The sequence below is a fragment of the Shewanella waksmanii ATCC BAA-643 genome, assembly GCF_000518805.1.
Taxonomy (GTDB): domain Bacteria; phylum Pseudomonadota; class Gammaproteobacteria; order Enterobacterales; family Shewanellaceae; genus Shewanella; species Shewanella waksmanii.
This window is the reverse complement of the sequence record NZ_JAEH01000060.1, coordinates 427-24,955: the sequence shown is the minus strand read 5'-3', so window position 1 is coordinate 24,955 and position 24,529 is coordinate 427. Positions and strand designations below refer to the sequence as shown.

Below are 24,529 nucleotides of genomic sequence, written 5' to 3'. Positions count from 1 at the left end.
AAACAATGGTTGTTCCCTTGTGAAATTATTCAACGCAGAAGTAGGCAGCCTAAAACGCGCCAGAATGGCGAGTTTTAGCGATTCTGATGCTGTGTTAACGAGCTTAACCGTAGAATAACTATGCTCTTCACTCGTTGCAAACCACAGGGTCTTGACTGTTCCTGACAGTCATAAGACATTTCCTCCATCCTTGGAGGTCAGATGTGGTGAATGTCATTAATGCACGACTATAGGGATATAGGAGGTAGGGTAACGCAGGAGCAGTTACCGAGGAGCATTTAAGGACCTTACCTCAGAACCGCTAAACTCTCGCTGAGTGACTAAATGTTTATACTGATTGGTATTATATCAAGCTGCCTGAATGACGGTTAAGTCGTGAATGGCCAATGTTTGTAACCCCGTAAAACCCACAGCTATCTGCTGTTATTCACTACCAAGCATTCACATCAGGCTGTCAGTCGTTTTCACTATGATAGCGATCATCGTACAGTGCCATTAGCTCATCGACTTTCTTACGCGCACTGCCCTTCTGGCTGATATTGCGTTGCACCTGAATCGTTCCAAAACGGGCACCATGGTATAGCTCACGGGTCAAGGGTATATCATGATTACTAATTAACACCGGAATACCTCGATCTATCGCAGTATGACGAGATTTTCTTGCCAGTAAAGCTTGATCGTCTAGGCTAAAACCTGCACCAACGTAAGTAGTAAAGCTGGCTGTTGTAGACAGCGGGGCGTACGGCGGATCGCAATACACCACATCACCGGGTTGAGTTAAGTCAAATGCTTGTTCGTAGCCAATACATTTGAATTCAGCCCGCTGTGCTTTTTCTGCAAAAGCAAGGATTTCAGCTTCGGGGAAGTAAGGCTTTTTATATGAACCAAATGGCACATTAAATCCCCCTTTTTTATTGTAGCGACACAAACCATTAAAGCCGTGACGATTCATATATAAAAAGTAAACCGAACGCACAAACGGATCTTGTGTTTGATTAAACTCGGTGCGCACTTGATAGTAAGCGTCTTTGGCATTCATGTTCGCAACAAACATGGCTTTGGCTTCGCGAATGTACTTATCCGGCTGCGACTGAATAATTTTGTACAGATTGATGAGGTCTTGGTTAATGTCGCACAGTAGATAGCGCTCATAGTGGGTATTAAGAAATACCGAACCTGCACCAACAAATGGTTCAACAAGTCTATCTCCCTCAGGTAAGTAACCACTGAGAGCGTCAACCAATTTGTATTTTCCACCGGCCCACTTGAGGAAGGCCCTTTGTTTTTTAACCATCTAAACCGATTGAACGCTACGAGAAAACAAGCTGACGATTGTACTCTGTTTATTATGGAATTTCACGACTAGGAAGCGCCTTCTGCAGATCATAATGGCCAATATCTTTCCAAGCCCGCAACCATGGTTGACTGATGCCATATTGCGACACCAATTTTTGTCCTTGTTGCAGTGCTTCTGTATTACTGACGAAGTCGCCGTATAGCACCACCCAGCGCTGCTTATCTTTAGCCACTCTGACTTGTGGATCATCTGCAAATCGCGCCAGTATCTGTTGTAGCGACTTACGCTGCTTAACACTAGCCAATTGTAATGTATAAGCTTTTAATTGAGTCTGCGACGTATCTACGCCTGTGCTCGATTCAAGCTGCTGTGCCGGCTGCGGTAGTGATTGTGGCTCACTCGTTGGCGCTGTAATCTTGGTGGCGGGTTCTGATGACGTCGCGCTGTTCACGGCGAACGTTTCTACTTTGCTGGCTGGGTTTGACGCGATATCTGCATCTTGCGTTGTAGCCTTAATTTGGCTTGCATCGCCAGTAGCCTTGTTTAGCTCTGCATCAGGCTCAGCGGGTAAGGGGTCAACTTTAGCCGGGTCGATAGATGCGGTGGCGACAATATTGGCTCGATTAGATAACTCAACGCGATATTCAAAATAAGGTAGCAATAGGTTACGGGCGTATTGCAGATTTACCGCGTGAGCTCGTGCCTCGCTGACCGTCATCGTTTTGCTACTGACTGGCTGCGGTTCACTATCACTAATCAACAGATAGCCCAGTACGCCAACCAATACAGCCGCTAATAGCGCAATTGCCGGCTTTAACCAGGCTTTTTGTGGCGTGGGTTCGGGCTCGCCATTGAGTGCAAGTTCAAACAAGGATACCACTTCTGCGGGCAGGCCATTTTGCTTTGCTAGCTGCTCAGTGACGATATCTCGCGGGGTGAATGGTACTTGTTCACTGCGGCTCAAGAGAATGTAGTACAAGCCTTCGCGCTCTTCATTGCCTAGTGGCTCCACCACCATAGGCAATATCGGCACATCATCATTTTCAGGTAGCTGAGCAATCACTGAATCTAAGTATTGAGACGTGGTAGACAGTGTTACCGTGATACGACGTCCATTAAGTGAAAGCTGACTTAATACAATACACTCAGCCCAAATCTCCAACGGCAGGTAATGGGCGTCATCTAACACAATATGCGAAGCTGCGGGTAAAGATGAAGCCAGCTTTAGCAGCGTTTCGGGCATAGGAATTTCATCATCAAATGCCGGTTCGCTAAGCAGTTGAACCAAAATCTTTCGTCGTATTTCTGCACTATCACAATGCATCGGGCAAGTCACAAACGCACTGCTTACCTCGGTGAGCTCTTCAACCAATGCCGTTAAAATGCTGGTTTTACCGCAGCCGTCATCGCCAGTGAGCACCGTAAGCTGCTGACCGTATAACACTACATGCTGCAATCGCTGCAGCAATGCATCTTGACTAGGTAATAGAAACGAAGAGTTTAATGCCACTCTGCCACCACACTACAATTAGTTGCGGCTAATGACCTCTTCAAGAATGGACTCAGGTACATCACTGTAAATACCTGCCTGACCCATTGCATTGGGCAGCATTAGTCGCAATTGACCTTGAAGGACTTTCTTATCGCGCCGCATATGTTTGATAAACTGCTGATAGTTCATCGTTTCAGGAGCGACCGTTGGCAAATCAAATGCATCAAATAGAGCGGTGATCCGACAAACGATTGACTCATTAACTAAGCCCATCTCCTGTGCAGTTTTAGCAGCAAGTACCGTGCCAGCCGCAACAGCTTCACCATGCAGCCATACACCATAGCCCATTTCAGCTTCAATAGCGTGACCAAAGGTATGCCCGAGATTGAGTAACGCTCTTACACCTTGCTCTGTCTCATCTTGTTCGACAACTTCAGCTTTGATTTCACAACAGCGCGCAATTGCGTACTTAAGCGCCTCTTCATCGAGAGACTTCAGCGCAGCAACATTGTTTTCTAACCAAGCAAAGAAATCAGCATCCCAAATGATGCCATACTTAATAACTTCTGCCATACCGGCTGCAAACTCGCGCTGGGGCAATGTCTGCAAACAGTGAGTGTCAATAACGACAACTTTAGGTTGATAAAACGCGCCAATCATATTTTTCCCGAGCGGGTGATTAACGGCAGTTTTGCCACCAACGGAAGAATCGACTTGAGAAAGTAGAGTGGTAGGTACCTGAATAAAATCAACACCACGTTGATAACAGGCTGCAGCAAAACCTGTCATGCCCCCAATAACCCCACCACCCAATGCAATCAACACGGTGTCTCTACCTAAATTCTGCTCTAATAAAGCAGTATAGATAGCATCGGTTTGTGCAAGGGTTTTGTATTGCTCACCATCGGGAAGAATAACAGGTTCAACGCAGTTAAATGATGCCAATAGCGCTTGTAGCTGATTAAGATACAAAGGCGCTATGGTGTCATTTGTGACGATTAGAAGCTTTTTGTTCTGCACAAAGTCGGCAAAAAGCTCGCTTTGTTGCAAAAGATCCCGGCCAATGAAAATAGGATAACTACGTTCACCAAGTTCAACCTGAATCTGCTTCATTTTTCCGCCTAAATTTAAAAGCCTAACTGTTCAATAATTTGATTTGCAACAACTTTAGCGCTTTGTTCATCGGTCTTAACGATGACATCAGCAATCTCTTCGTAAAGAGGGTTACGAGTTGCAGCAAGATTTTCTAGCACTTCTCTTGGGTCATCAACTTGCAGTAGTGGTCGGCGCTTATCACGCTGAGTACGAGCTACTTGCTTGTCGATAGTAGTTTCTAAATAAACCACAATACCGCGTGCAGAAAGGTTATTACGGATCTCTTTGCTTTGAATAGAACCACCTCCAGTTGCTAAGACAATACCTTGTTTTTCGGTAAGGTCTGCAACAACTTGTGTTTCACGACGGCGAAAACCTTCTTCACCCTCAACGTCAAACACCCAAGCGATATCAGCGCCAGTACGGCTCTCAATCTCTTGGTCTGAATCGTGGAACTCTAAATGAAGCATCTGTGCGAGATGACGACCTATAGTGCTTTTACCAGCCCCCATAGGACCTACTAGGAAAATATTACGTTTTTCAGCCATTGCTTTACGTCTGAATCTTATATGAAGTTTGCCTACGCCAGCCAAAAAATCAGGCCGACCTTAAATGTTACCTTGCTCTTATGAGACTTGACCGCGGATTATCTCAGTTTACCCCCTATGAAGGCAAGAGAAGTCAGCGAATTCTATGAAATTATCCGTTATAACACATGACGCTGGGGAGGACCCACCAGCGTCAATATGAGAAAAAATAGTAAGTTAGATCTCTTCTGAAACGATTTTAGGGGTCACAAAGATAAGTAATTCTTGGCGTTCATTCTTATCAGAGGTATTTCTGAACAAGTAGCCAACAAATGGAATGTCGCCTAACACAGGAACTTTACTCACCTTATTGATTAATTGTTGTTGGTAGATACCACCTAAAACAATAGTTTCACCGTGATCGACTAGCACTTGGGTACCAATACGCTGAGTATCAATCGACACCGCTTGGCCCAGTGGCGTATCAACTGTTTTACCTTGCGAGTCTTGGGTGATCTCAAGGTCGAGGATCACGCGGTTATCAGGTGTGATTTGCGGTGTAACTCTCAGTGACAGTACCGCTTTTTTAAACTGTACTGTGGTTGCACCGCTTGAAGCTGACTCAACGTAAGGAATTTCAACACCCTGCTCAATGTAAGCGGCTTTTTGGTTTGAGGTGGTAATACGCGGACTGGCAATAATCTCACCTTTACTCTCAACCTCAAGTGCACTTAATTCTAGATCGAGCAAGGTCCCATCGGCTAACTTAGCCACATGAAATGCAATACTCGTTGGGTTAGCCACTGCCGCTGGAAGATTAACATTTAATCTGTCGCCCAAGCTGGGGACGATACCGTTGGCAATATCATTGGCGCCTTCTAAGCTGCCCGATGTACCTTTACTGCCTTGCTGGTCTGTTACCCCCCAGCGAATACCTAAATCCTCTGAAACATCATCTTTAACCGTCACCATGCGTGACTCAATCAATACCTGACGAATGGGAATGTCGAGCACTTCAATCAAGCGATGAATATTTTCTAAGCTCTCTTCAGTATCCTTCACAAGCAAGGTATTGGTGCGCTCATCAACAGCAACACTGCCTCGAGTCGTTAACAAGCTTGAGTCTTCGCCTTTGAGCAAATCAGCAATATCAGTTGCTTTGGCATAGTTAATCTGTAGGTACTCAGAAAATAGAGGTGCAAGCTCTTTCACTTCTTGCTGGTTTTTCAACTCTTGGCTTTCACGAATCGCTAATTCTTCCGCTGGAGCAATCATGAGAATATTGCCTTCGACGCGTTTATCTAAGCCTTTGGTTTGTAGAATCAAATCTAAAGCTTGATCCCAAGGAACATCATCTAAACGTAGCGTGATATCACCTTCAACCGTATCACTGGTTACCAAGTTAAAATCATTATAGTCTGCGATAATCTGCAACACGGTACGCACAGAGATACTTTGGAAGTTCAATGACAGTGAGCGGCCTTCGTATTTCTTTTCTTCCTTGACGACCGTCATCCGCTCGGCCTTTTTGATACTTAAGCGGAATAAACTGCCTTCTTGTTTATAGTTGTACTCATACTGACCTGATACATCCACCAAAATACGCGTGGTCAACTCTTCTTTGAAAGTCTCAAAACTATTCACTGGTGTCGCAAAGTCTTGTACATCCATCACATAGAGCAGATCTGAGCCGATATCAGTGTTGTATAGCTTCAACTCTAGTTTCGCTCCCACTTGCTCAACGTTAGCGGCAACAGAAGCGTTATTTAATTTAACCAGTAACTCACCACCACCGGCTTTGTCACGTCTAAAATCAATGTTTTTAACGCCGTTAATGAAACGGTTTTGACCACCATCAGCGCGGCTAGCCACTTCATCATTGATGGTTAAACGGTAGGTGTTACCGACCACTTTACCTTGATAAGCCTTAACTTTAGCTAGATCGACTTGTACATTGAGACGCTCACCATTTTGGCTGGTAGTGACGGTAGTCACCCCTACAGTTTCAACCGGTAATACATCTTTTTCTAACCCAGAAATACTGTCATCAAAGCCCAAGATAATTTGTGCAGGTGACGCATTAAGATCAATTTGAGGTTCAGACACGGCACTTTCAAACGTGAGCTGCAATTCCAACTGATGATCAACAACTGCATGATACTTTACATCAACCAAGCGATTGGCAGCTGACGCATTAAACGCCCAAGCCATTAAGAGTGTTGTCGTCGTGACCGCTTTCATTAGCGACGACATATTGTTTAGCATTTTTCTCGCGGCAGAAGATTCCATTATTCCCACATCCTTCGCTTGTTATTCACCAGTCAGTTCCATGTTGCTCATTCTTTCAGCCCAGCAACCAGAACCATCTGGAATTAATTCAATTATTTCGACTGTTTGGGGTGTAACTTTAGCAATTCGGCCATGATATAACCCCAAGTACTCACCAATACCCAAACGATACACACTGCCATCATTGGTTTCGACTAACGCCCAAATCGTGTCACGCTCGCTCAAGGTGCCACGCATTTTTAGATTGTCTAGCGCATAAGTTTCTAAGCGCCCTTTACGGCGTTTTAAATCAGGCTGGAGGCAATCTTTAGTTGTATCAATCACTTCTTCTGTTAGTTCTCGTGACGGTGGTACAAACGGGCTGCGCATCAGTTCAGCTTGATAAGCATAGTGTTCAAATTTCGGTGTTTCTTCTAGCGGCTTAATATAAGCAACATGCTGTGCTTTGGTGGTAGTCACAAACAACTCTAAATCGCTACGATCACCTGAACACGCTGTTAATCCAAAGGCCAATAAGACTAATGACAATTTTTTCATGCTTATTTAGCCCCCGCTGGTTTTTCAGCCGGTAACTCAGCACCTTCTTTAAAGCGATAAGTTTTTGCTAAAATTTCCATGGCTAGTTCGCCAGTCTCACCACGGGTAATGACAAAATCATGCAAACTGACAATCCGGGGTAATTTTGCCACGCCACTCACCAGTTGCCCCATCTCGTGATAATCACCGCCAACAGACATGCTAATAGGAAACTCAATATAGAAATCACGCTGAATCTCTTCGCGCCAATCTAAGCTTTCTATTTTTAAGCCCGCATCTGTTGCGACAAAGGTTAAGTCATCAAGTAATCCTGGCATTTCATTCTGTGAGGGCAGCATTTTCAGCAGCTCTGCAAACTGCACTTCCATCACCGCGAGTTGCTCACGATATAACTTAAGGTTAGCTGCTAGCTGATATTTCGCCTTAAAGTCATTCTTCAAGGTCACTTCTTGCTGCTGCTCTTTATCCAGCTCTGCAATTGCATCAGAGATAAATAAAAAGTAACTGGCGACGAAAATACATACCGCCAACATCAAAGCAAACACCACTTTTACTTGGGTTGGCCAGCCGCCAATATTCTCAAAATCAATATCGTTAAATTCACTCAGATCGAGTTTCATCGGCTCGCTCCTTGTGTGCTATCTGCTTCGTCAACTTTCACTTCACGAATGGTGACTTTCAAACTGAAACGCTGTAATTGACGTAGCTCTTCACGCTGAGAAATAATTGAACGCATGTTTGGATCTTGTAACCACTGCGACGTTTTTACTTTACGCATCATGTTGGCAACGTTGTTGTTAGATTCGCTGCGTCCTTCAATCCACAGTAAGCTGCCCTTTTTTTCAATACTCGACAAGTAAATGCCAGGTGGAACGATACGCACTAACTCATCTAAAACGTGGGTAGGTAGGTTTCTGGCTTGTTGTAAATTAAGAATAATTTCTGTGCGACGCTCAATATCTTTTTTACGTTCGCGAATCTTTTTAATTTCGGCTATTTGCTTTTCTAGTAGCTGAATTTCTGATGTGAGATAGGCGTTACGGCCACGCTGCTCTTCGGTCATTGAATCTACAACCATCAAAGCCACATAAACCAAAAGCGATGACACCAAGAAAACCAGTGCCAATATCCCCAAGTAATCACGCTTATGCTTCTCGCGTGCTTCTTCTCGCCAAGGAAGTAGGTTTATGTTCGCCATTCAGAATAACTCCTCAAGGCTAACCCACATGCCACCATATACTTGCTAATATCGGCTTGCAGTAGCGTCTTCACTTGTTCATCGGCATGCAAACAACCTTGAAATGGGTCTGCAATAATGGTGTGTACGCCCAGTTCATTAGTGAGCAAATTAGCCATACCTTCAAGCTTAGATGTGCCACCACACAATACGATATGGTCGACCTTATCTTTGCCACTTGAGGTGCAATAAATTTGTAGAGTTCGTTTAATTTGCTGTAACAGCTGAGTTTGAAAAGGCGATAACACCTCAAACATGTAATTGCGGGGCAAGTCACCTTCTAGTTTGGCTTTTTCTGCTTGCTCATGGGACATGCCGTAAAAGGACAGGATGGATTGAGTAAACTGCTCGCCGCCAAACGCTTGTTCGCGAACAAAGGTGGTCTCTCCGGCTTCAACCACTGCAAATGTAGTAATATTTGCGCCAATATCCACCAGCGCAACCACTTTATTGTCAGCGCCTTCAGGTAATTGAGCAGCAATCATCTCGTAGGCTCGGCCTAAGGCGTAGCCCTCTACATCAACCACTTTAGCTTCTATGCCAGTGTCATAAAGCGCATCGACGCGTGCATCAATATTTTCAGTACGGCAAGCACTAAGCAGCACATCGACTTTGGTTGGGTCGGTACTGTTGACACTTAAGGTTTCGAAATCAATGCTGACTTCATCCAGTGAATATGGGATCAGATTGTCAGCCTCAATCTCAATTTGGGCTTCCATCTCCTCTTCATTTAGCGAGGCATCCATATAGATCACTTTTGTCATCACCGCAGAGCCAGATACCGCCACCGACGCAAACTTAACCCCTTTAGGCAAAGCACGTTTTACTTTCCTAAGAGAATCTAGCACGGCATCGTTATCTTTGATCTCATGATCATTGATTGCGCCTTTTTTTATTGGCACAGCGGTGTGACTTACAATTTTATAACCATCAGCAGTCTTACTCAGCAATACCGCCTTGACTTCATGTGAGCCAAGGTCAATACCCACCATTTGCGGAGCCTGACGCTTCCATAAGTTTGAAAGCATAGTCCATCGTCACTTTTGTTATAGTTTCAGCAATTAGATTAGCACAAAATCAACTCGTTATAGATATTTGTACAAAATGTTTCTGAGTTTTACAATTGCCATTTTTTTGACAACCATTTTTGCTTCACCAATAGCCACTCGCCTTATATACTATTGTACCCACTAAAATTATTGGAATTGTCTGGTGAAATGGTTTAAACGAATTATCATAGCGCTCTTTAGCCTGGTCCTTTTAGGTATTGGCGCTATTGCGGCAGCCTATTTTTACTTCTTACCAGAACTCCCAGACGTCACCACCCTAAAGACCGTTAAACTGCAGACTCCACTGCGCATCTATAGTAGTGACGGTAAACTCATTTCACAATTTGGTGAAAAGCGCCGGATCCCCGTGGAATATGAAGAAGTTCCGACCCAATTGATTAACGCGGTACTGGATACCGAAGACGCTCGCTTCTTTGAACACAAAGGTATTGATCCAATTGGTATTGTGCGCGCGGCACTCATTTTGGCGACAACGGGTAAGAAGAGCCAAGGTGCCAGTACCATTACACAGCAAGTTGCACGAGGCTTTTTCCTATCACGAGAAAAAACCTACATTCGTAAAATTAAAGAAATTTTCCTCGCATTAAAAATAGAAAAAGCGCTCAACAAACAAGAGATCCTCGAGCTTTACTTGAACCGTTCGTTCTTAGGTAATCGCGCCTATGGTGTCGGTGCGGCTGCACAGGTCTATTACGGTAAAGAGCTTGATGAACTGACGTTGCCAGAAATGGCAATGATTGCTGGTTTACCGCAAGCTCCTTCAGCCGCCAACCCTATTCGTAACCCAGCACGGGCAATGAATCGTCGTAATTGGGTATTGGGGCGCATGCTAGAAAAAGACAACATTACTCAAGCCCAGTATGAAGAAGCCACCCGCGCACCGATAACGGCCAAGTATCATGGAGCAGAGATAAACTTATACGCCCCCTATATTTCAGAGATGGCACGTGATTATTTAGTGGCTAAACTGGGCGAAGAGGAGGCGTATACAGGTGGCTACAACATCACCACCACCGTCGATTCGTCGTTACAGCTTAAGGCTCAAAAGGCCCTAAGAGATAATGTTTATGCCTACGATGAACGCCATGGTTACCGTGGCGCCACCAAAGTGTTATGGACTGACACCGCTCCTGCGGTAAGTGACATTAAAGCACTACTGAGTAAAACACGCGGCTTTCAAGGGTTGGCGCCCGCTGCAGTGATTGCTGTTGAAGACCAACAAGCCCAAGTTCTTAATGCCAAGGGCGAAACAATCGATATCGATTGGCAAGGCCTAAAGTGGGCACGGACGTTTATCAGTAATAAGCGCCAAGGCAAAGCCCCTAAACTGGCTAGTGATGTCCTTGAAGTAGGCCAACAGGTGTGGATCCGTAACAATGGGGAGTTTTGGCAGCTATCACAAATACCTGAAGTCTCTAGCGCTATTGTTTCACTTGATCCCCATAACGGTGCAATTAAAAACCTAGTAGGCGGTTTTAGCTTCCATACCAGCCAGTATAACCGTGTGACCCAAGCTAAGCGCCAGCTGGGCTCTAATATCAAGCCGTTCATTTATACTGCCGCGCTTGAAAAGGGCTACACCCTAGCCACGCTCATCAACAATGCGCCAATCAATAATGCGGATACTCGCCAAGGTATTGCCTGGCGTCCAAAGAACTCTCCAGATCGATATACTGGGCCAACTCGTCTTCGCGTCGGCTTAGCACAATCGGTAAACGTGATGGCAGTAAGGGCGATGCGCTATACCAGCTTGAACACCGCTATCGATACTTTAGTGCGCTTTGGCTTTGACCGCGACGATATCCCCCGCAACGAATCCATTGCTCTGGGGTCATCATCGGTCACTCCGCTACAAGTCGTGACGGCCTTCAGTGTTTTTGCCAATGGCGGTTACAAGGTCGAACCCTACTTCATTGAACGTATTGAAGACAGCTACGGCAACGTCATTGAACAAGCAAACCCAACTTTAGCCTGTACTCCTGAAGCGGCGAGTGATGTGGCACAGATGGCAGCAGACGATCCATTTGCTGCTATGGCACAAGAGCTCAGCAGCCCACCAGCAACAATTGCACAAGCAACAATGACCTGCGGTGACGAGGAGTCGCGCTTTGCAGAGCAAATTGTCTCAAGCCAACATGCATTCCTAATCACCGAAGCACTTAAGAGTGTGATTTGGGGTGGAGGCAACTGGAGCAAAGGCACCGGATGGAACGGCACGGCATGGCGAGCCGCACGGGTTGTAAATCGCCGAGACATTGCTGGTAAAACCGGTACCACCAATGAATCCCGCGATACTTGGTTTAGTGGATTCAACCCTAAACTGGCCACCACGGTTTGGGTTGGTTTCGATGACCATAGCAAAGAACTTGGTCGCACCGCATGGAATGCTAATGGCGCTAAAGATCAAATCTCGGGGGCTGAAGCCGGCGCAAAAACCGCGGGGCCGGGTTGGAATGAGTTTATGAAAGAGGCACTTGATGGCACACCACAAGAGCCGATGCTACCGCCTGAAGGCATTGTTTCTGCAAGGATTGATTTAGCCACGGGTAAGCTCACTCGAAAAACTGACCACACCAGCTCTTTTGAGTACTTTATCGCGGGCAGTGAACCGACTGAGTATGTCCAAGAAGAGCAAGATCAGAGCGATATATTTATTGAAGATCCGACTGAGGACTTATTTCAATAATATTGATAACTGCAGTTATTACAGGACAAAACCACTGCAGTTTCTCGCTTTAACCCTGTTTTATTCTGCGCCAAAAAATTGTTATCTATCAAATAAAAAAACCTGCTAGCGCAGGTTTTTTTGTTTATTGAATTATTTTCAACTCAATTTAGCATCTAAAGCGGCTTGTACTTGCACTATTGCGGTGCCGCCTAACGCTTCCCGTTTTGCTAGACAGGACTCAATGGTCAAACACGCATAAACATCTTCACCAATGATATCGGCGAAAGCTTGTAGATCAGCGAGTGCAAATTCTTCTAACGGCTTTTTCTGTGCTATTGCTGCAACAACCACTTCGCCAACAACATGATGCGCTTCTCTAAATGGCATGCCCTTAGCCACCAAATAGTCTGCTAACTCAGTTGAATTGGCATAACCTTGCTGCGCGGCACTAAGCGTATTGTCACGATTAACCTTCAGACCAGATAACACTAAGGCGGCCATTTCTAGACAGATAGACCAGCTATCCATCACGTCGAATAAGCCTTCTTTATCCTCTTGCATGTCCTTATTGTAAGCCAAAGGCAACGCCTTCATCGTGGTTAAGATACCCACTAGGCTACCGTACACACGGCCCGTTTTACCACGTATCAGCTCTAGCGCATCAGGGTTCTTTTTCTGTGGCATTAGCGACGAGCCTGAAGTCACTTGATCATCAAGTTCAATAAATCCGGCTTCACCACTATTAAAGAAAATAAGATCTTCTGCCATTCTGCTTAAGTGCATCATGCTGATTGAGGCATCGCTGCACAGTTCAATCACATGATCTCTGTCTGATACCGTATCTAAGCTATTTAACGTCGGGCCCGCAAAACCCAATGACTGAGCTAACTGATGTCTATCCATCGGATAAGCAGTACCCGCTAAAGCCCCTGTTCCCAACGGACAACTATCAGCACGCTTAAGCGCATCTTCTAAACGACTAATATCTCGCTCAAACATCTCTACATAGGCTAAACACCAATGCCCAAAAGCAACAGGTTGCGCGCGCTGCAGATGGGTGTAGCCCGGCATAACCGCATCAAGTTCTCTGGCGGTTAAATCTAGCAGTGCTGCTTTGAGTTTTTGCAGTAACGCGAGTAGTTGAGCGCCTTCTTTTTTACACCACAGCTTTAAATCTGTCGCAACTTGGTCATTACGAGAGCGACCAGTATGGAGTTTTTTGCCTAAATCGCCCACTTTAGCGATCAGAGATTGCTCAACAAAACTATGAATATCTTCGGCACCAGAGGCGATGATGAGCTCTGGTTTATCGGCAACTTCGGTCAATAGCTCCTTGAGTGCAGTCTGTAATTCAGTGCACTCTTGCTGAGTTAATACTCCGACTTGCGTTATCGCATCCGCCCACGCAATAGAGCCAACAATATCTTGCTCAATTAACCGATAGTCAACTGGAAGAGAGTCATTGAAAAGCTTAAACAATGCGCTGCTCTCTTGTGAAAATCTACCACCCCATAAGGCCATAATGTGCTCCTGAATTTGATAAAATAGAGGGGCGATACTCGCCCCTTCATTAACTCACTTATGAGTTGAGACTATTGATTGCTTAGCGCTCTAATACGGCTAGCTAAAGAATACAAACGGATAAAACCTTCAGCATCTTTCTGGTTGTATACATCATCTTCGCCAAATGTAGCGAACTCTTCCGAATACAGGCTATTTGGTGAGCGCTTCTTAACCGCATGAGCTTGGCCCTTGTAAAGCTTAATGACCACTTCACCATTCACTAAGTCAGCCAAAGGCTTTGAGGCACCTAGTAGCGATTCACATAGCGGCGTAAACCAACGACCGTCATACACAAGATGAGCCATTTGCGCACCAATTTGCTCACGCCATTCACGACTGCTCTTATCCAGCACTAACTCTTCAATCGCACGCAATGCAGCAAACATCACCGTGCCACCTGGCGTTTCATAACAACCACGTGATTTCATACCGACTAAACGGTTTTCGGTAATATCAATCCGGCCCACACCATGCGTACCAGCAATCGCATTAAGTTGCATCAAAGCAGCGTATGGGCTTAATTGCTCACCATTAACCTGAGTGATTTGACCCTTCTCAACCGCTAAAGTCACGTATTCAGGAGCATCCGGTGCATCTTCTGGCGCAACCGTCATAGTCCACACGCCTTTTGTTGGCTCGTTCCATGGATCTTCTAGCTCGCCACCTTCGTGGGAAATATGCCACGCGTTAGCATCACGGCTGTAAATTTTAGTTGCAGACGCTGTGGTCTCGATATTACGCTCAGCAAGATAGTCCAGCAGGTCTTCGCGGCTTACCATTTCCCATTCACGCCAAGGTGCAATCACTTTCAAATCTGGCGCCAATGCAGCAAAACAACCTTCAAAACGTACTTGGTCATTACCTTTACCGGTACAACCATGACATACGGCATCTGCACCCACTTTACGGGCAACTTCAACCTGAGCTTTGGCGATAATCGGTCTTGCCATTGAGGTACCGAGTAAATAAGTACCTTCATAAATCGCACCCGTCGCGATAGTTGGGTAAATATAATCGGCCACCAATTCTTCTTTTAGGTCGACGATATAACACTCTGAAGCACCTGAAGCGATGGCTTTTTCATGTAGGCCTTCAAGCTCTTCATCACCTTGACCAACATCAGCACAGAAAGCGACAATTTCGCAATCATTATAGGTTTCTTTCAACCATGGGATGATTGCAGAGGTATCGAGGCCACCTGAGTATGCTAGTACTACTTTTTTAACTGATGTATTGGTTTGATTCGACATAACTATTTCCTAAAAATCTTTACTAAGAGCAACACAGCTCGATAACTTAAAATACTGTATGACTAATCAGCCAACAAAGTAACTAAAACGGCATTTTGTGCATGCATACGGTTCTCGGCTTGATGCAGAATCAACGAGCCTTCGCCGTCAACCACGTCAGCTGTCACTTCCACACCGCGATACGCCGGTAGGCAATGCATAAAGAAGTTTGCGCCAGCTTGCTGCATCAATTCGCTGTTAACCTGATACGGACCAAACTTGGCTTTAATGTCGGCTAAATCGGCATTGTCACCCATCGAAATCCAAGTGTCGGTATAAATGGCATCATGATTAGCAATATCATTAATGTCTGAACTCAGCACCAACTTACCGCCATGTTTCGCAGCCAACGCTTGTGCCTCAACAACAACTTGGCCATCAGGGAAATGCCCTTGAGGACAAATTACCGTCAGGTTGACACCTAAAATAGCAGCGCCGTACATCAAGCTGTGCGTCACATTATTGCCGTCGCCCACATAGGCTAGATTCACTTTAGATAAATCATCGAACTGTTCAGACAACGTGAGAAAGTCAGCTAACCCCTGGCATGGGTGATACATATCAGACAGTGCGTTGATCACGGGCACACTGCCATGCTCTGCTAAACCTTCGATGGTCGAGTGAGCAAATGTACGCGCCACAATCGCGTCAGCCCAACATGAAATATTAGCGGCAAAATCAGAAACTGGCTCACGTTTACCCAATGCGCCATTTTGCTGGTCTAGGTATAAACAATGACCGCCAAGCTTATTAATACCAATGTCGAAGCTTACCCGAGTACGTAGTGATGGCTTTTCAAATAGCATCACCACACTTTTACCTGCTAGTGCATTTTGGTATTGCTTAGGGTTGGCTTTAATTTCTTTGGCTAAGCTCAATAGGTCAACTAATTGGGCTTGGCTTAAATCTTTTATCGAAAGTAAATGGTTCATCTTCTATCGCTCCCATGGTTAACAGAGTTAACCGTTTTCTGCTCTGTTAATCACTAAGGTAAAATTTGAGTACCAACACATTCACCTTGTGCTAGTAACATTAACTGTTCACTGTCTTTCCAAGAGGCTACTTGCACAGTCTGGCCTGTTGCTTGCGCCACATCGAACGCCGCTTGAACCTTTACTTTCATCCCTTTGGCAATCACGCCTTCCTGGGTAAGCTGTTCGGCTTGTTGCAAAGTTAACTGATTAACAAGCTCACCTTCTGCATTCAGCACGCCAGGCACATCTGAAAGTAGCACTAATTGACCACCCACAAGCTTAGCAAGCACGCTAGCGGCTTGATCGGCGTTAACATTTAATTGGGCACCATTAGCATCAATCGCAATTGAGCTAATAATTGGCATCCAAGATTGCTGTAGTAAGTAAGTCAATAGACTCGGATCGTTTGCACTGACCTCACCCACATAACCAAGACGTGGATCTTTGATTGTCGCTTTCACCATATTGGCATCTGCAAGGCTGAGTCCGACACTCGTTACGCCAGCTTTAGCCGCTGCCGCCTGTAGCATCTTATTTGCTGTTCCCGCCAACGCGCCTACAACAATAGGCATGTGCTCAGCAAGACTTACTCTAAGACCATCAAGCTTTTCGCTACTCATACCGTTAGCAGCCAATTGCTCATCGACCAAACACCCACCGCCGTGAACTAAAATAAGTTGCGTGCCAGCCGCGATAATTTTTCCGGCTGTTGTCATCAACTGAGCCATGCCAGCTTCAGACTGTAATAACGCGCCACCGACCTTTAATACTAAAACTTGCTTCATTGCTGATATCTCACTCACGGTGCTAGTTGTTACGCGTATTTAAAATGAATCTTTATGCATTGGTGCGCTTGGCTTGCTGCACCTTTCATCAAATTATCTATGGCGCTACCAATGACCAAGTATTGATTGCTTTCATCAAACTTCCAGCCTAAATGGCAAAAAGCAGTATTGACCACATCATCAACTTTAGGGAATTGATTTTGTTTCACCGTCACAAGAGGCTTATCGTCATAAACACTATAGGCATCAATAATGTCAGTTGTTGTTGTGCCTGGCTTTAATTGCACAGTAATGGTAGCCAATATGCCGCGCTTAAAATTACCTAGGTGCGGAGTAAAGATAACCTCTTGACCTAAATGTGTCGCTATTTCAGGTTGATGCCTGTGACCTAGCACACCATATGGCGTTAAGCTCACTTCACAAAAGCTTGTGTGTAACTGTGCTTTACGTCCCGCTCCCGTCACACCACTAACGGCATTAATCACCGGCAGAGTCTCTGTCAGTAGGTGTGCAATTGGCTTTAATCCGGTTAATGATGCTGTAGGGTAGCAACCTGGTACCGCAACCATTTTGCTATCTGCAATCTGATCTGCATTCCACTCAGCAAGCCCATATACTGCTTGTGCCAATGTTTTTGGGTGAGTATGTTCAAAACCATACCATTTAGGGTATTGGTCACTGTCGGCAAACCGGTAGGCGCCACTTAAATCAAATACCGCTAACCCCTGCTCATAAAACCAGGCTGCCAAATGTAAACTCACTGCGTGGTCGGTTGCTAAAACAACCGCATCGGCCTCATCAACAATAAGTGCCTTAGCCTCGTCAGTTAACGGTGATAAACAAGCAGAGATGTGGCTATATGCAGGATAAAGTTCAGCAAGAGGCTTGCCTTTATCAACACTATTTTCAGAAACATACAAGCCTTGAATGGTTAGCTGTTGGTCGGCTTGAATAAGAGAAGTAATTTGCGCTCCTGTGTAACCACTAGCGCCAATAATTGCTATGCTTTTCATCATCTAAATAATCTTCGTTTGAATTGAACGGGGTAAAAAAGAGGGGGCACAACTTAAGCCCTGGTAAAATACCAATAGTTGACAAGTTTATCGTCGCAGGAAGCCGTTACATATCGCCTTATTGTTAATATTTTGATGTGAATTATTCATTTTCTATCTCAATTTGGTGCTTTATTTAATGGTACTTGCTTTAGCTGTTTGCTAGACTACCACACAAAACTAATTATGCAATATATTTGAATATATATTTTTAGGTGCATCATGAAAAATTTACCTGATTTAAAAACCAGCTTTGCAGAACTCATTGCTACACCATCAATTAGCGCCTTAGAAAGTCAGTTGGATATGAGCAATCATGGAGTCGTGCAACTTTTGCATAATTGGTTTAGCGACTTAGGTTTTCAGTGTCAGTCAGATGTTGTTCCAGATACACGCGAAAAACATAACTTTGTGGCAACACTCGGTAGTGGAACGGGTGGACTACTATTGGCAGGACATACTGATACCGTGCCTTATGATGAAGGTCGCTGGCAACATGACCCATTTAGGCTGACAGAGCAAAACAACAAATGGTATGGCTTAGGCACCTGCGATATGAAGGGCTTTTTTGCACTTGTTGTCGAGGCGCTCAAAACTTTGCCATTGGATCAATTTAAACGGCCACTGTACATATTGGCCAGTGCGGATGAAGAAACCACAATGAATGGTGCCAAAGCATTCGCTAAAGCTAAATCTATTGCGCCGGACTATGCCATTATTGGTGAACCCACCGGTCTTAAGCCGGTATATATGCATAAAGGCCATTTAGCACAGGGCATTCGCGTTACAGGTCGCAGTGGCCATTCCTCGGATCCAGCAAATGGCCTAAATGCGATTGAAATTATGCACCAGGTTATTGGCCAACTGCTTAAACTCAAACAGCACCTCGCCGATAATTATTTGGAAAATGCCTTTAGTGTGCCGTACCCAACCATGAACTTAGGCCATGTTCACGGTGGTGATGCCGCTAATCGCATATGCGGATGTTGTGACTTACACTTAGATATACGGCCACTACCTGGTTTAGCGATTGAAGAGCTAGAGCAACTCATCATTCAATATTTGGCACCGGTAAACAGCCAATACCCTGGTGCGATAAATGTCGCCCAGTTGTACCCGCCATCGGAACCTTTTGCGGGCAGCAAAGATAATAGCTGGAGCCAGTTGGTCGCTAAGCTGAGCGAGCAACAACCAGAAGTTGTCAACTATGCTACGGAAGCACCGTATATTAATCAGCTAGGCTGTCAAACACTGGTGTTAGGCCCCGGTAGCATCGCCCAGGCACATCAACCGGATGAATTTATCGATACCTTATATCTAGATAAAACTGTCGCATTGCTTAAACAGCTAATTTACCAAGCGTGCATTAAATAAATCTAACAAGAAGCGGTAATTTTTAGCAGATAGTGCAATACAAATGATTTGGCGCAAAGACGATCAGTATTTTGCGCTGGCTTATATTGACCCATTCGAGGTACGCTGGGTATTGTGATTGATTAACCTTGTTTTATGGAGCATGTATGGCTGATATGTACGCATCACTAAAGTCTAATGTCAGTACTTTAGGGCAAATTTTAGGTGATACGATTCGCAATGACCTAGATGATGCATTCTTAGATAAAATTGAACAAATTCGCCACCTTGCCAAAAGCTCACGCCAAGGTGACAGTGCAGCAAGAGAAGAGATGCTAACACTGCTCACGGCCTTACCCGATGATGAGCTCGTACCTTTTGCAAAAGCCTTCAACCAATTCTTGAATCTCGCCAATATCGCTGAGCAATTTCATACCATCAGCCGCAATTGTGATGAGCTAGTATGCGTGCCCGACCCCGTGGAGCAACTACTTGGGCGTATGCTAAGTGGCAAGGTCGACCAGCAACAGGTACTTTCTTGCTTAGAAAGTTTAGATATCGACTTGGTGTTAACCGCGCACCCCACAGAAATTTCACGACGCACACTCATTCAAAAGTACTCAGCCATTGTTGATTGCTTAGCCACCCTCGAGAACGGCCAACTGAGTGAGCGCGAAAAGAAACAGCAGCATTTACGTTTGCGCCAGCTGATAGCACAAATATGGCATACCAATGAAATTCGTAATGAACGACCCACTCCGGTTGATGAAGCTCGTTGGGGACTCAGCACCATTGAAGTGTCGCTGTGGCAAGCCATTCCAGACTTTCTACGTCAGCTCAACGAGCAGGTAGAAGAGCGTACCGGCAAGCAAATTCCAACCGATATTGCGCCGGTGCGATTTTCTAGCTGGATGGGCGGTGACCGCGACGGTAACCCTTTTGTTACCGCAAAAGTGACCGAAGAAGTCCTGCTGCGAAATAGACACACTGCTGCGCGTCTGTATCTTAAAGATATCGTTAACTTAGTTAATGAGTTATCAATGGAAGAAGCAAGCGATGAGCTATTAGCCCAAACCGGACCTAGCCATGAGCCTTATCGCATTATTTTGCGAGAATTAAGGCAGAAGCTGCGCAATACCATCGATTACCTGAATGCGCGGTTAGAAGGTCATCAGCCTGAGGTTGCTCGGGATTCAATTGTATGGTGCAAAGAAGATCTAAAAACACCTTTAGACATTATTTATCAGAGCTTATCTGACAAAGGTATGTCTTTAATCGCTAACGGACTGCTACTCGACATGCATCGCCGAATCGCCTGTTTTGGCATTCACATGCTGAAGCTGGACATCCGTCAAGATGCTGAGCGCCACGCTAATGTCATTGCCGAGCTGACACGTTATTTGGGCTTAGGCGATTACAACCATTGGGATGAGCAAGAAAAGCAAGCATTCTTATTGCGTGAGCTAACCGGTAAACGACCACTGATCCCTTCAAACTGGTCGCCAAGCGACGATGTCGCCGAAGTACTCAATACTTGCAAGCTTGTCGCTAGCCAACCAGCACAAGCGCTAGGATCTTACGTCATCTCTATGGCGAGCAAGCCATCAGATGTGTTAGCAGTATTACTACTGTTAAAAGAGTCTAATTGCCCGCATCCAATGCGCGTGGTTCCGCTATTCGAAACTTTAGACGATCTTAACAATGCCGCAGATTGTATTAGTGCGTTATTGAAGATTGATTGGTATCGCGGTTATAGCAAAGGCACTCAAGAAGTCATGATTGGCTATTCTGACTCTGCCAAAGATGCCGGGGTAATGGCGGCAGCATGGGCACAATACCGCGCACAAGAGCAGTTAGTCGAAATATGCCAGCAAGCCGATATAAAGCTGACCTTATTCCATGGTCGTGGCGGCACCATTGGCCGAGGTGGCGGACCAGCTCACCAAGCAATCCTATCGCAACCGCCGGGTTCTGTAGATGGGCGTATTCGCGTTACCGAACAAGGTGAGATGATCCGCTTTAAGTTTGGCCTGCCCAAACTGGCGGTACAAAGTCTGGCGCTGTATACCTCAGCGGTTATGGAAGCAACACTGCTACCACCACCCGTGCCAAAGCCAGCTTGGCGCGACACTATGCAGCAGCTAGCAGATGAATCTGTTGAGGCCTATCGTAGTATCGTCCGTGGCGAGCCTGATTTTGTTGCCTACTTTAGAGCGGCAACGCCAGAGGTTGAACTTGGTAAATTGCCACTAGGCAGCCGCCCAGCTAAACGCCGTATAGACGGAGGCATTGAAAGCTTACGAGCAATTCCATGGATCTTTGCATGGTCACAAAACCGACTCATGTTGCCAGCCTGGCTAGGTGCTGGAGAAGCATTACAGTCAGTAGCTAGCCAAGGCAAAATGCCGTTACTGCAAGAGATGGCCAGCCAATGGCCATTCTTTGAAACCAGAATATCAATGCTAGAGATGGTGTATGCCAAAGCTGAACCCAATTTGGCTAAATACTACGAAACCTGCTTAGTAGACCCTAGCCTACATCACTTGGGAGATGCCCTGCGCGAACGTATGGCAACCGGCATTGATGCAGTATTGCAACTGACTCAAGCCGAAACCCTCATGTCTCACACGCCTTGGAACCGGGAATCGGTAGAGTTACGTAATCCGTACATCGACCCATTAAACTTCTTGCAGGCTGAGTTACTTGCCCGTACACGTAAAGACCAAGGCCATACCAAAGACATTGAACTGGCATTAATGCTCACCATTGCTGGTGTCGCTGCTGGTATGAGAAATACTGGATGATCAGCCTCAAATCAGCGCCCCTAATACTCGCAACGCTGCTATTGACTGGCTGTGTCAGTCAATACAGCATTTCTGAGCGAGAGTTAGAAGGTTACCTATCAGACGAGATTCATTTTGAGGTCAAACAAGGCAATCAGTTTTTTGGCATAGAACTGACCATTGCTGAGATTGACGTCAACTTGGGTGATAAACCTGAGATTATGGCAGTGACAGCGCACAGTTTAGTGAAAGTGCGTAACCCGATTATGCCGTTCAAAGCTGAAGTCACCACAACCTTTGAAGCTAAACCTTGGTATGACCCAGATAAACATGCGGTGTACCTTAAAGATCTCAGCCTCACTAAGGTCGAATCGACACCGGATGATATAGAAAAGGCGATTAATCCCGTCGCACCCCAGATGATGGGGTTTGTACGTCACTTTTTGGAGACTCAGCCAGTCTACGTACTTGATACCCAAGATGGAAATCAAGCCTTACTTGCTGAAATGACTAAACGGATTGAAGTCGTCCCTGGAAAACTCAAGCTGATTTTTGATGAGTAACCTAGCCACTGTAAACATCAGTGCAAAGTTTTAATTCAATCAAAAAGCGGCCACTAATCTGGCCGCTTTTCGCTTTTATCCGCTTGCTACTGCCTGTTAACAATCACCCACTGTCATTCAACGTCTTGGGCTACTTAGCAAACCGTTTAGCTGAAGGATAGTCAACAATGACAGCTTGCTGAGCCAACTCTCGCCTGAGCATATCGTAAGCCACTGCTGTGCTCATACTACGCACTAAGTCTCGAGAGCGACTTGGGAACTTCAACATCTGACTATACACTGCGCTTTTAGTCGCCAACGCTATAGCAACAGTACCTACTGGCTTTGCATCGCTGCCTCCTTCAGGGCCGGCTATCCCACTCGTTGCTAGAGCGAAATCACTGCCTAATATATTGCGGGCACCTGAGGCCATCTGCTCAACAACAGCTATAGATACAGCGCCTTGGTCATCTAAAGTCTCAGGCTTTACACCTAATACTTTTACCTTTGACTCATTGCTATAGGTAACCAGCCCTTGATGCAGGTAGGTAGAGCTACCAGGAAAGGCAACTAACCCACTGGTAATGGCTCCACCGGTGCAAGACTCTGCAACACTTAGCCCTAAACCTGAATTGACCAATTGATTATGTACCGCTTTTGCTAGGCTATCACAGTCGCGACAAACCACTGCTGTGCCCAGAGCCGCCTCTAATAATTGTACGGTATCTTCAATTTGCTCAATGGCTGACTCACCACGAGCAAACAGCTTTATTTCTATGTACGGCATAAAAGAGCGATAACCGAGCGTAATTCCGCTAGGTAGAGTTAATGCCTGCAGCTTATCTGCCAAAGCTGACTCACCGGAACCTAAGGTCAACAGCTTAGTCACTTGGGTGACTTCGCCTGCATCAAAACGCTCATTAATAAACGGGATAAATTGATCTTTAACCATCGCCTTAAACTCAAAAGGCACACCGGGAGTAAAGAATAGCCAAGCTCGGTTAAGCTTGACTGCGAAACCACACGCAGTACCAACTGGGTTATCAATCATCACCGCCGACTCGGGTAACAACGCTTGCTTAAGGTTACTCGGCGACATAACTCTGCCATTGCGGGTAAACCAATCTTCTAATCGCTGACGCCATTGGCTATTTTCAACTAACGGCTCCCCTAATGCCTCAGCAGCGGCTTCACTGGACAGATCATCAGAGGTTGGGCCTAAGCCACCGTTAACCAGAATAATATCAGCTACCAGACTACGCTCTTTGAATATCTCGACGAGATCAGACAAGCGATCGCCAACCGTTGTTTTACGCTGACACTCAATACCTTGCTCCATCATGGTATTAGCAAACCAAGCAGCGTTGGTATCCACTATCTGGCCAGCTAGTACTTCCTCGCCAGTGCAAATCAACTCAAGCTTCATCTTTATCTCCGGAGAAAATTAGTTCCGTTAAACTATGCAAGCCTAGCGCGAATAGCAATAGGTCTTTAGCATCTATTTAGCATTGCATTGGCATTATTCGCTGCCACCCAATTGACCAATCACAATCACTATTAGAACGACTTAAAATCCAGCCCGTTACAGTGGACAATTGGTGGATATCACCGGATGTCACCAACAACTATGACCTTGTAGCTGACTGACTTGCTAAATCGCTAGCAGGAAAACATTTTGCGAGCTCTAAACCCGAGAAGTTAAGAATGACGGAAACCATGGAGCTGCGCTTCATAAACGCACTCACTTCGCCCTACTCCACATGGGTATTGAGCCTCACTACGTTCGGACTTTTTACTTCCCATGTTCGAGTGTCATTTCAAAGCCCGTTAAACGAAAAAATCCCCAACACAAAGTGCTGGGGATTTATCGTTTATTAGGCACCTGGAAATGACCTACTCTCACATGGGGAGACCCCACACTACCATCGGCGCAATTGCGTTTCACTTCTGAGTTCGGGATGGGATCAGGTGGGACC

The 24,529-nt window shown here is 45.5% G+C and carries 19 protein-coding genes and 1 rRNA gene (1 of these 20 cut by a window edge); 4 read left to right on the top strand and 16 right to left on the bottom strand.

Translation table 11 applies throughout. The annotated features are described in order from the left end of the window. Positions 1-454: 454 nt before the first annotated feature. The 9 genes from L865_RS0118415 to L865_RS0118375 all read right to left on the bottom strand — a co-directional run bounded on the left by L865_RS0118415 (position 455) and on the right by L865_RS0118375 (position 9,502). Complete coding sequence (locus L865_RS0118415) at positions 455-1,294, bottom strand: Dam family site-specific DNA-(adenine-N6)-methyltransferase (protein ID WP_028774591.1); 840 nt, start codon at positions 1,292-1,294, stop codon at positions 455-457. Between the two features lie 52 nt (positions 1,295-1,346). Continuing rightward, positions 1,347-2,807 carry an AAA family ATPase gene (locus L865_RS0118410; protein WP_028774590.1) on the bottom strand — a complete coding sequence of 487 codons (1,461 nt, stop codon included), beginning with the start codon at positions 2,805-2,807 and terminating at the stop codon, positions 1,347-1,349. A gap of 18 nt (positions 2,808-2,825) precedes the next feature. After that, on the bottom strand, positions 2,826-3,902 hold the full coding sequence (aroB, locus tag L865_RS0118405) for a 3-dehydroquinate synthase (protein WP_028774589.1): 1,077 nt from the start codon (positions 3,900-3,902) through the stop codon (positions 2,826-2,828). A gap of 14 nt (positions 3,903-3,916) precedes the next feature. After that, complete coding sequence (gene aroK / locus L865_RS0118400) at positions 3,917-4,432, bottom strand: shikimate kinase AroK (protein WP_028774588.1); 516 nt, start codon at positions 4,430-4,432, stop codon at positions 3,917-3,919. A gap of 216 nt (positions 4,433-4,648) precedes the next feature. Next, positions 4,649-6,652, bottom strand: coding sequence for a type IV pilus secretin PilQ (locus tag L865_RS0118395; RefSeq protein ID WP_425423649.1), 2,004 nt, complete (start codon positions 6,650-6,652; stop codon positions 4,649-4,651). Between the two features lie 69 nt (positions 6,653-6,721). Continuing rightward, entirely contained in the window at positions 6,722-7,237 is a 516-nt protein-coding gene (locus L865_RS0118390; RefSeq protein ID WP_028774586.1) for a pilus assembly protein PilP, read from the bottom strand. A 2-nt stretch (positions 7,238-7,239) separates the two neighbouring features. Continuing rightward, positions 7,240-7,857, bottom strand: a complete 618-nt coding sequence (locus L865_RS0118385) for a type IV pilus inner membrane component PilO (protein ID WP_028774585.1) — start codon at positions 7,855-7,857, stop codon at positions 7,240-7,242. Next, the gene (locus L865_RS0118380; protein WP_028774584.1) at positions 7,854-8,435 is read right to left on the bottom strand and encodes a PilN domain-containing protein; all 582 of its coding nucleotides are present in this window, start codon (positions 8,433-8,435) and stop codon (positions 7,854-7,856) included. The genes L865_RS0118385 and L865_RS0118380 overlap by 4 nt, the downstream gene beginning before the upstream one ends. After that, the gene (locus L865_RS0118375) at positions 8,423-9,502 is read right to left on the bottom strand and encodes a pilus assembly protein PilM (RefSeq protein WP_028774583.1); all 1,080 of its coding nucleotides are present in this window, start codon (positions 9,500-9,502) and stop codon (positions 8,423-8,425) included. The genes L865_RS0118380 and L865_RS0118375 overlap by 13 nt, the downstream gene beginning before the upstream one ends. Before the next feature lie 184 nt (positions 9,503-9,686). On the opposite strand from L865_RS0118375, the gene L865_RS0118370 reads away from it, so the two are divergent. Next, the gene (locus tag L865_RS0118370) at positions 9,687-12,230 is read left to right on the top strand and encodes a penicillin-binding protein 1A (RefSeq protein WP_028774582.1); all 2,544 of its coding nucleotides are present in this window, start codon (positions 9,687-9,689) and stop codon (positions 12,228-12,230) included. A gap of 138 nt (positions 12,231-12,368) precedes the next feature. Here L865_RS0118370 and argH read toward each other — a convergent pair whose 3' ends face one another. The 5 genes from argH to argC form a co-directional block, all read right to left on the bottom strand. Next, complete coding sequence (gene argH / locus L865_RS0118365; protein WP_028774581.1) at positions 12,369-13,733, bottom strand: argininosuccinate lyase; 1,365 nt, start codon at positions 13,731-13,733, stop codon at positions 12,369-12,371. 71 nt (positions 13,734-13,804) lie between these two features. Next, positions 13,805-15,025 (bottom strand): argininosuccinate synthase, encoded by a 1,221-nt coding sequence (locus L865_RS0118360; protein WP_028774580.1) that lies wholly within the window; start codon positions 15,023-15,025, stop codon positions 13,805-13,807. A gap of 62 nt (positions 15,026-15,087) precedes the next feature. Further along, a complete protein-coding gene (locus L865_RS0118355; RefSeq protein ID WP_028774579.1) occupies positions 15,088-15,996 on the bottom strand; it encodes an ornithine carbamoyltransferase in 909 nt (302 codons plus the stop codon). 53 nt (positions 15,997-16,049) lie between these two features. After that, entirely contained in the window at positions 16,050-16,832 is a 783-nt protein-coding gene (gene argB / locus L865_RS0118350; RefSeq protein ID WP_028774578.1) for an acetylglutamate kinase, read from the bottom strand. A gap of 20 nt (positions 16,833-16,852) precedes the next feature. Continuing rightward, positions 16,853-17,836, bottom strand: coding sequence for an N-acetyl-gamma-glutamyl-phosphate reductase (gene argC / locus L865_RS0118345; protein ID WP_028774577.1), 984 nt, complete (start codon positions 17,834-17,836; stop codon positions 16,853-16,855). Between the two features lie 261 nt (positions 17,837-18,097). Between argC and argE the strand changes: the two genes are divergently transcribed. The 3 genes from argE to L865_RS0118330 all read left to right on the top strand — a co-directional run bounded on the left by argE (position 18,098) and on the right by L865_RS0118330 (position 22,574). Next, positions 18,098-19,249 carry an acetylornithine deacetylase gene (gene argE / locus L865_RS0118340; protein WP_037471559.1) on the top strand — a complete coding sequence of 384 codons (1,152 nt, stop codon included), beginning with the start codon at positions 18,098-18,100 and terminating at the stop codon, positions 19,247-19,249. Positions 19,250-19,395: 146 nt separating this feature from the next. Beyond that, a complete protein-coding gene (gene ppc / locus L865_RS0118335) occupies positions 19,396-22,032 on the top strand; it encodes a phosphoenolpyruvate carboxylase (RefSeq protein ID WP_028774575.1) in 2,637 nt (878 codons plus the stop codon). Continuing rightward, positions 22,029-22,574, top strand: coding sequence for a YceB family lipoprotein (locus tag L865_RS0118330; protein ID WP_051484694.1), 546 nt, complete (start codon positions 22,029-22,031; stop codon positions 22,572-22,574). Before ppc ends, L865_RS0118330 begins: the two co-directional genes overlap by 4 nt. Before the next feature lie 130 nt (positions 22,575-22,704). Here L865_RS0118330 and L865_RS0118325 read toward each other — a convergent pair whose 3' ends face one another. Both L865_RS0118325 and rrf read right to left on the bottom strand, forming a co-directional pair. Beyond that, complete coding sequence (locus L865_RS0118325; RefSeq protein ID WP_028774573.1) at positions 22,705-23,979, bottom strand: CinA family nicotinamide mononucleotide deamidase-related protein; 1,275 nt, start codon at positions 23,977-23,979, stop codon at positions 22,705-22,707. A gap of 464 nt (positions 23,980-24,443) precedes the next feature. Continuing rightward, positions 24,444-24,529 (bottom strand): 5S ribosomal RNA (rrf, locus tag L865_RS26135); it runs 7 nt beyond the window's last position.

Excerpts from the sequence above, each read along its gene's own strand:
- L865_RS0118415 (WP_028774591.1), bottom strand. The coding sequence starts at position 1,294 with ATGGTTAAAAAACAAAGGGCCTTCCTCAAGTGGGCCGGTGGAAAATAC.
- aroB (WP_028774589.1), bottom strand. The coding sequence starts at position 3,902 with ATGAAGCAGATTCAGGTTGAACTTGGTGAACGTAGTTATCCTATTTTC.
- aroK (WP_028774588.1), bottom strand. The coding sequence starts at position 4,432 with ATGGCTGAAAAACGTAATATTTTCCTAGTAGGTCCTATGGGGGCTGGT.
- L865_RS0118395 (WP_425423649.1), bottom strand. The coding sequence starts at position 6,652 with ATGAAAGCGGTCACGACGACAACACTCTTAATGGCTTGGGCGTTTAAT.
- L865_RS0118390 (WP_028774586.1), bottom strand. The coding sequence starts at position 7,237 with ATGAAAAAATTGTCATTAGTCTTATTGGCCTTTGGATTAACAGCGTGT.
- L865_RS0118385 (WP_028774585.1), bottom strand. The coding sequence starts at position 7,857 with ATGAAACTCGATCTGAGTGAATTTAACGATATTGATTTTGAGAATATT.
- L865_RS0118380 (WP_028774584.1), bottom strand. The coding sequence starts at position 8,435 with ATGGCGAACATAAACCTACTTCCTTGGCGAGAAGAAGCACGCGAGAAG.
- L865_RS0118375 (WP_028774583.1), bottom strand. The coding sequence starts at position 9,502 with ATGCTTTCAAACTTATGGAAGCGTCAGGCTCCGCAAATGGTGGGTATT.
- argH (WP_028774581.1), bottom strand. The coding sequence starts at position 13,733 with ATGGCCTTATGGGGTGGTAGATTTTCACAAGAGAGCAGCGCATTGTTT.
- L865_RS0118360 (WP_028774580.1), bottom strand. The coding sequence starts at position 15,025 with ATGTCGAATCAAACCAATACATCAGTTAAAAAAGTAGTACTAGCATAC.
- L865_RS0118355 (WP_028774579.1), bottom strand. The coding sequence starts at position 15,996 with ATGAACCATTTACTTTCGATAAAAGATTTAAGCCAAGCCCAATTAGTT.
- argC (WP_028774577.1), bottom strand. The coding sequence starts at position 17,836 with ATGAAAAGCATAGCAATTATTGGCGCTAGTGGTTACACAGGAGCGCAA.
- argE (WP_037471559.1), top strand. The coding sequence starts at position 18,098 with ATGAAAAATTTACCTGATTTAAAAACCAGCTTTGCAGAACTCATTGCT.
- ppc (WP_028774575.1), top strand. The coding sequence starts at position 19,396 with ATGGCTGATATGTACGCATCACTAAAGTCTAATGTCAGTACTTTAGGG.
- L865_RS0118330 (WP_051484694.1), top strand. The coding sequence starts at position 22,029 with ATGATCAGCCTCAAATCAGCGCCCCTAATACTCGCAACGCTGCTATTG.
- L865_RS0118325 (WP_028774573.1), bottom strand. The coding sequence starts at position 23,979 with ATGAAGCTTGAGTTGATTTGCACTGGCGAGGAAGTACTAGCTGGCCAG.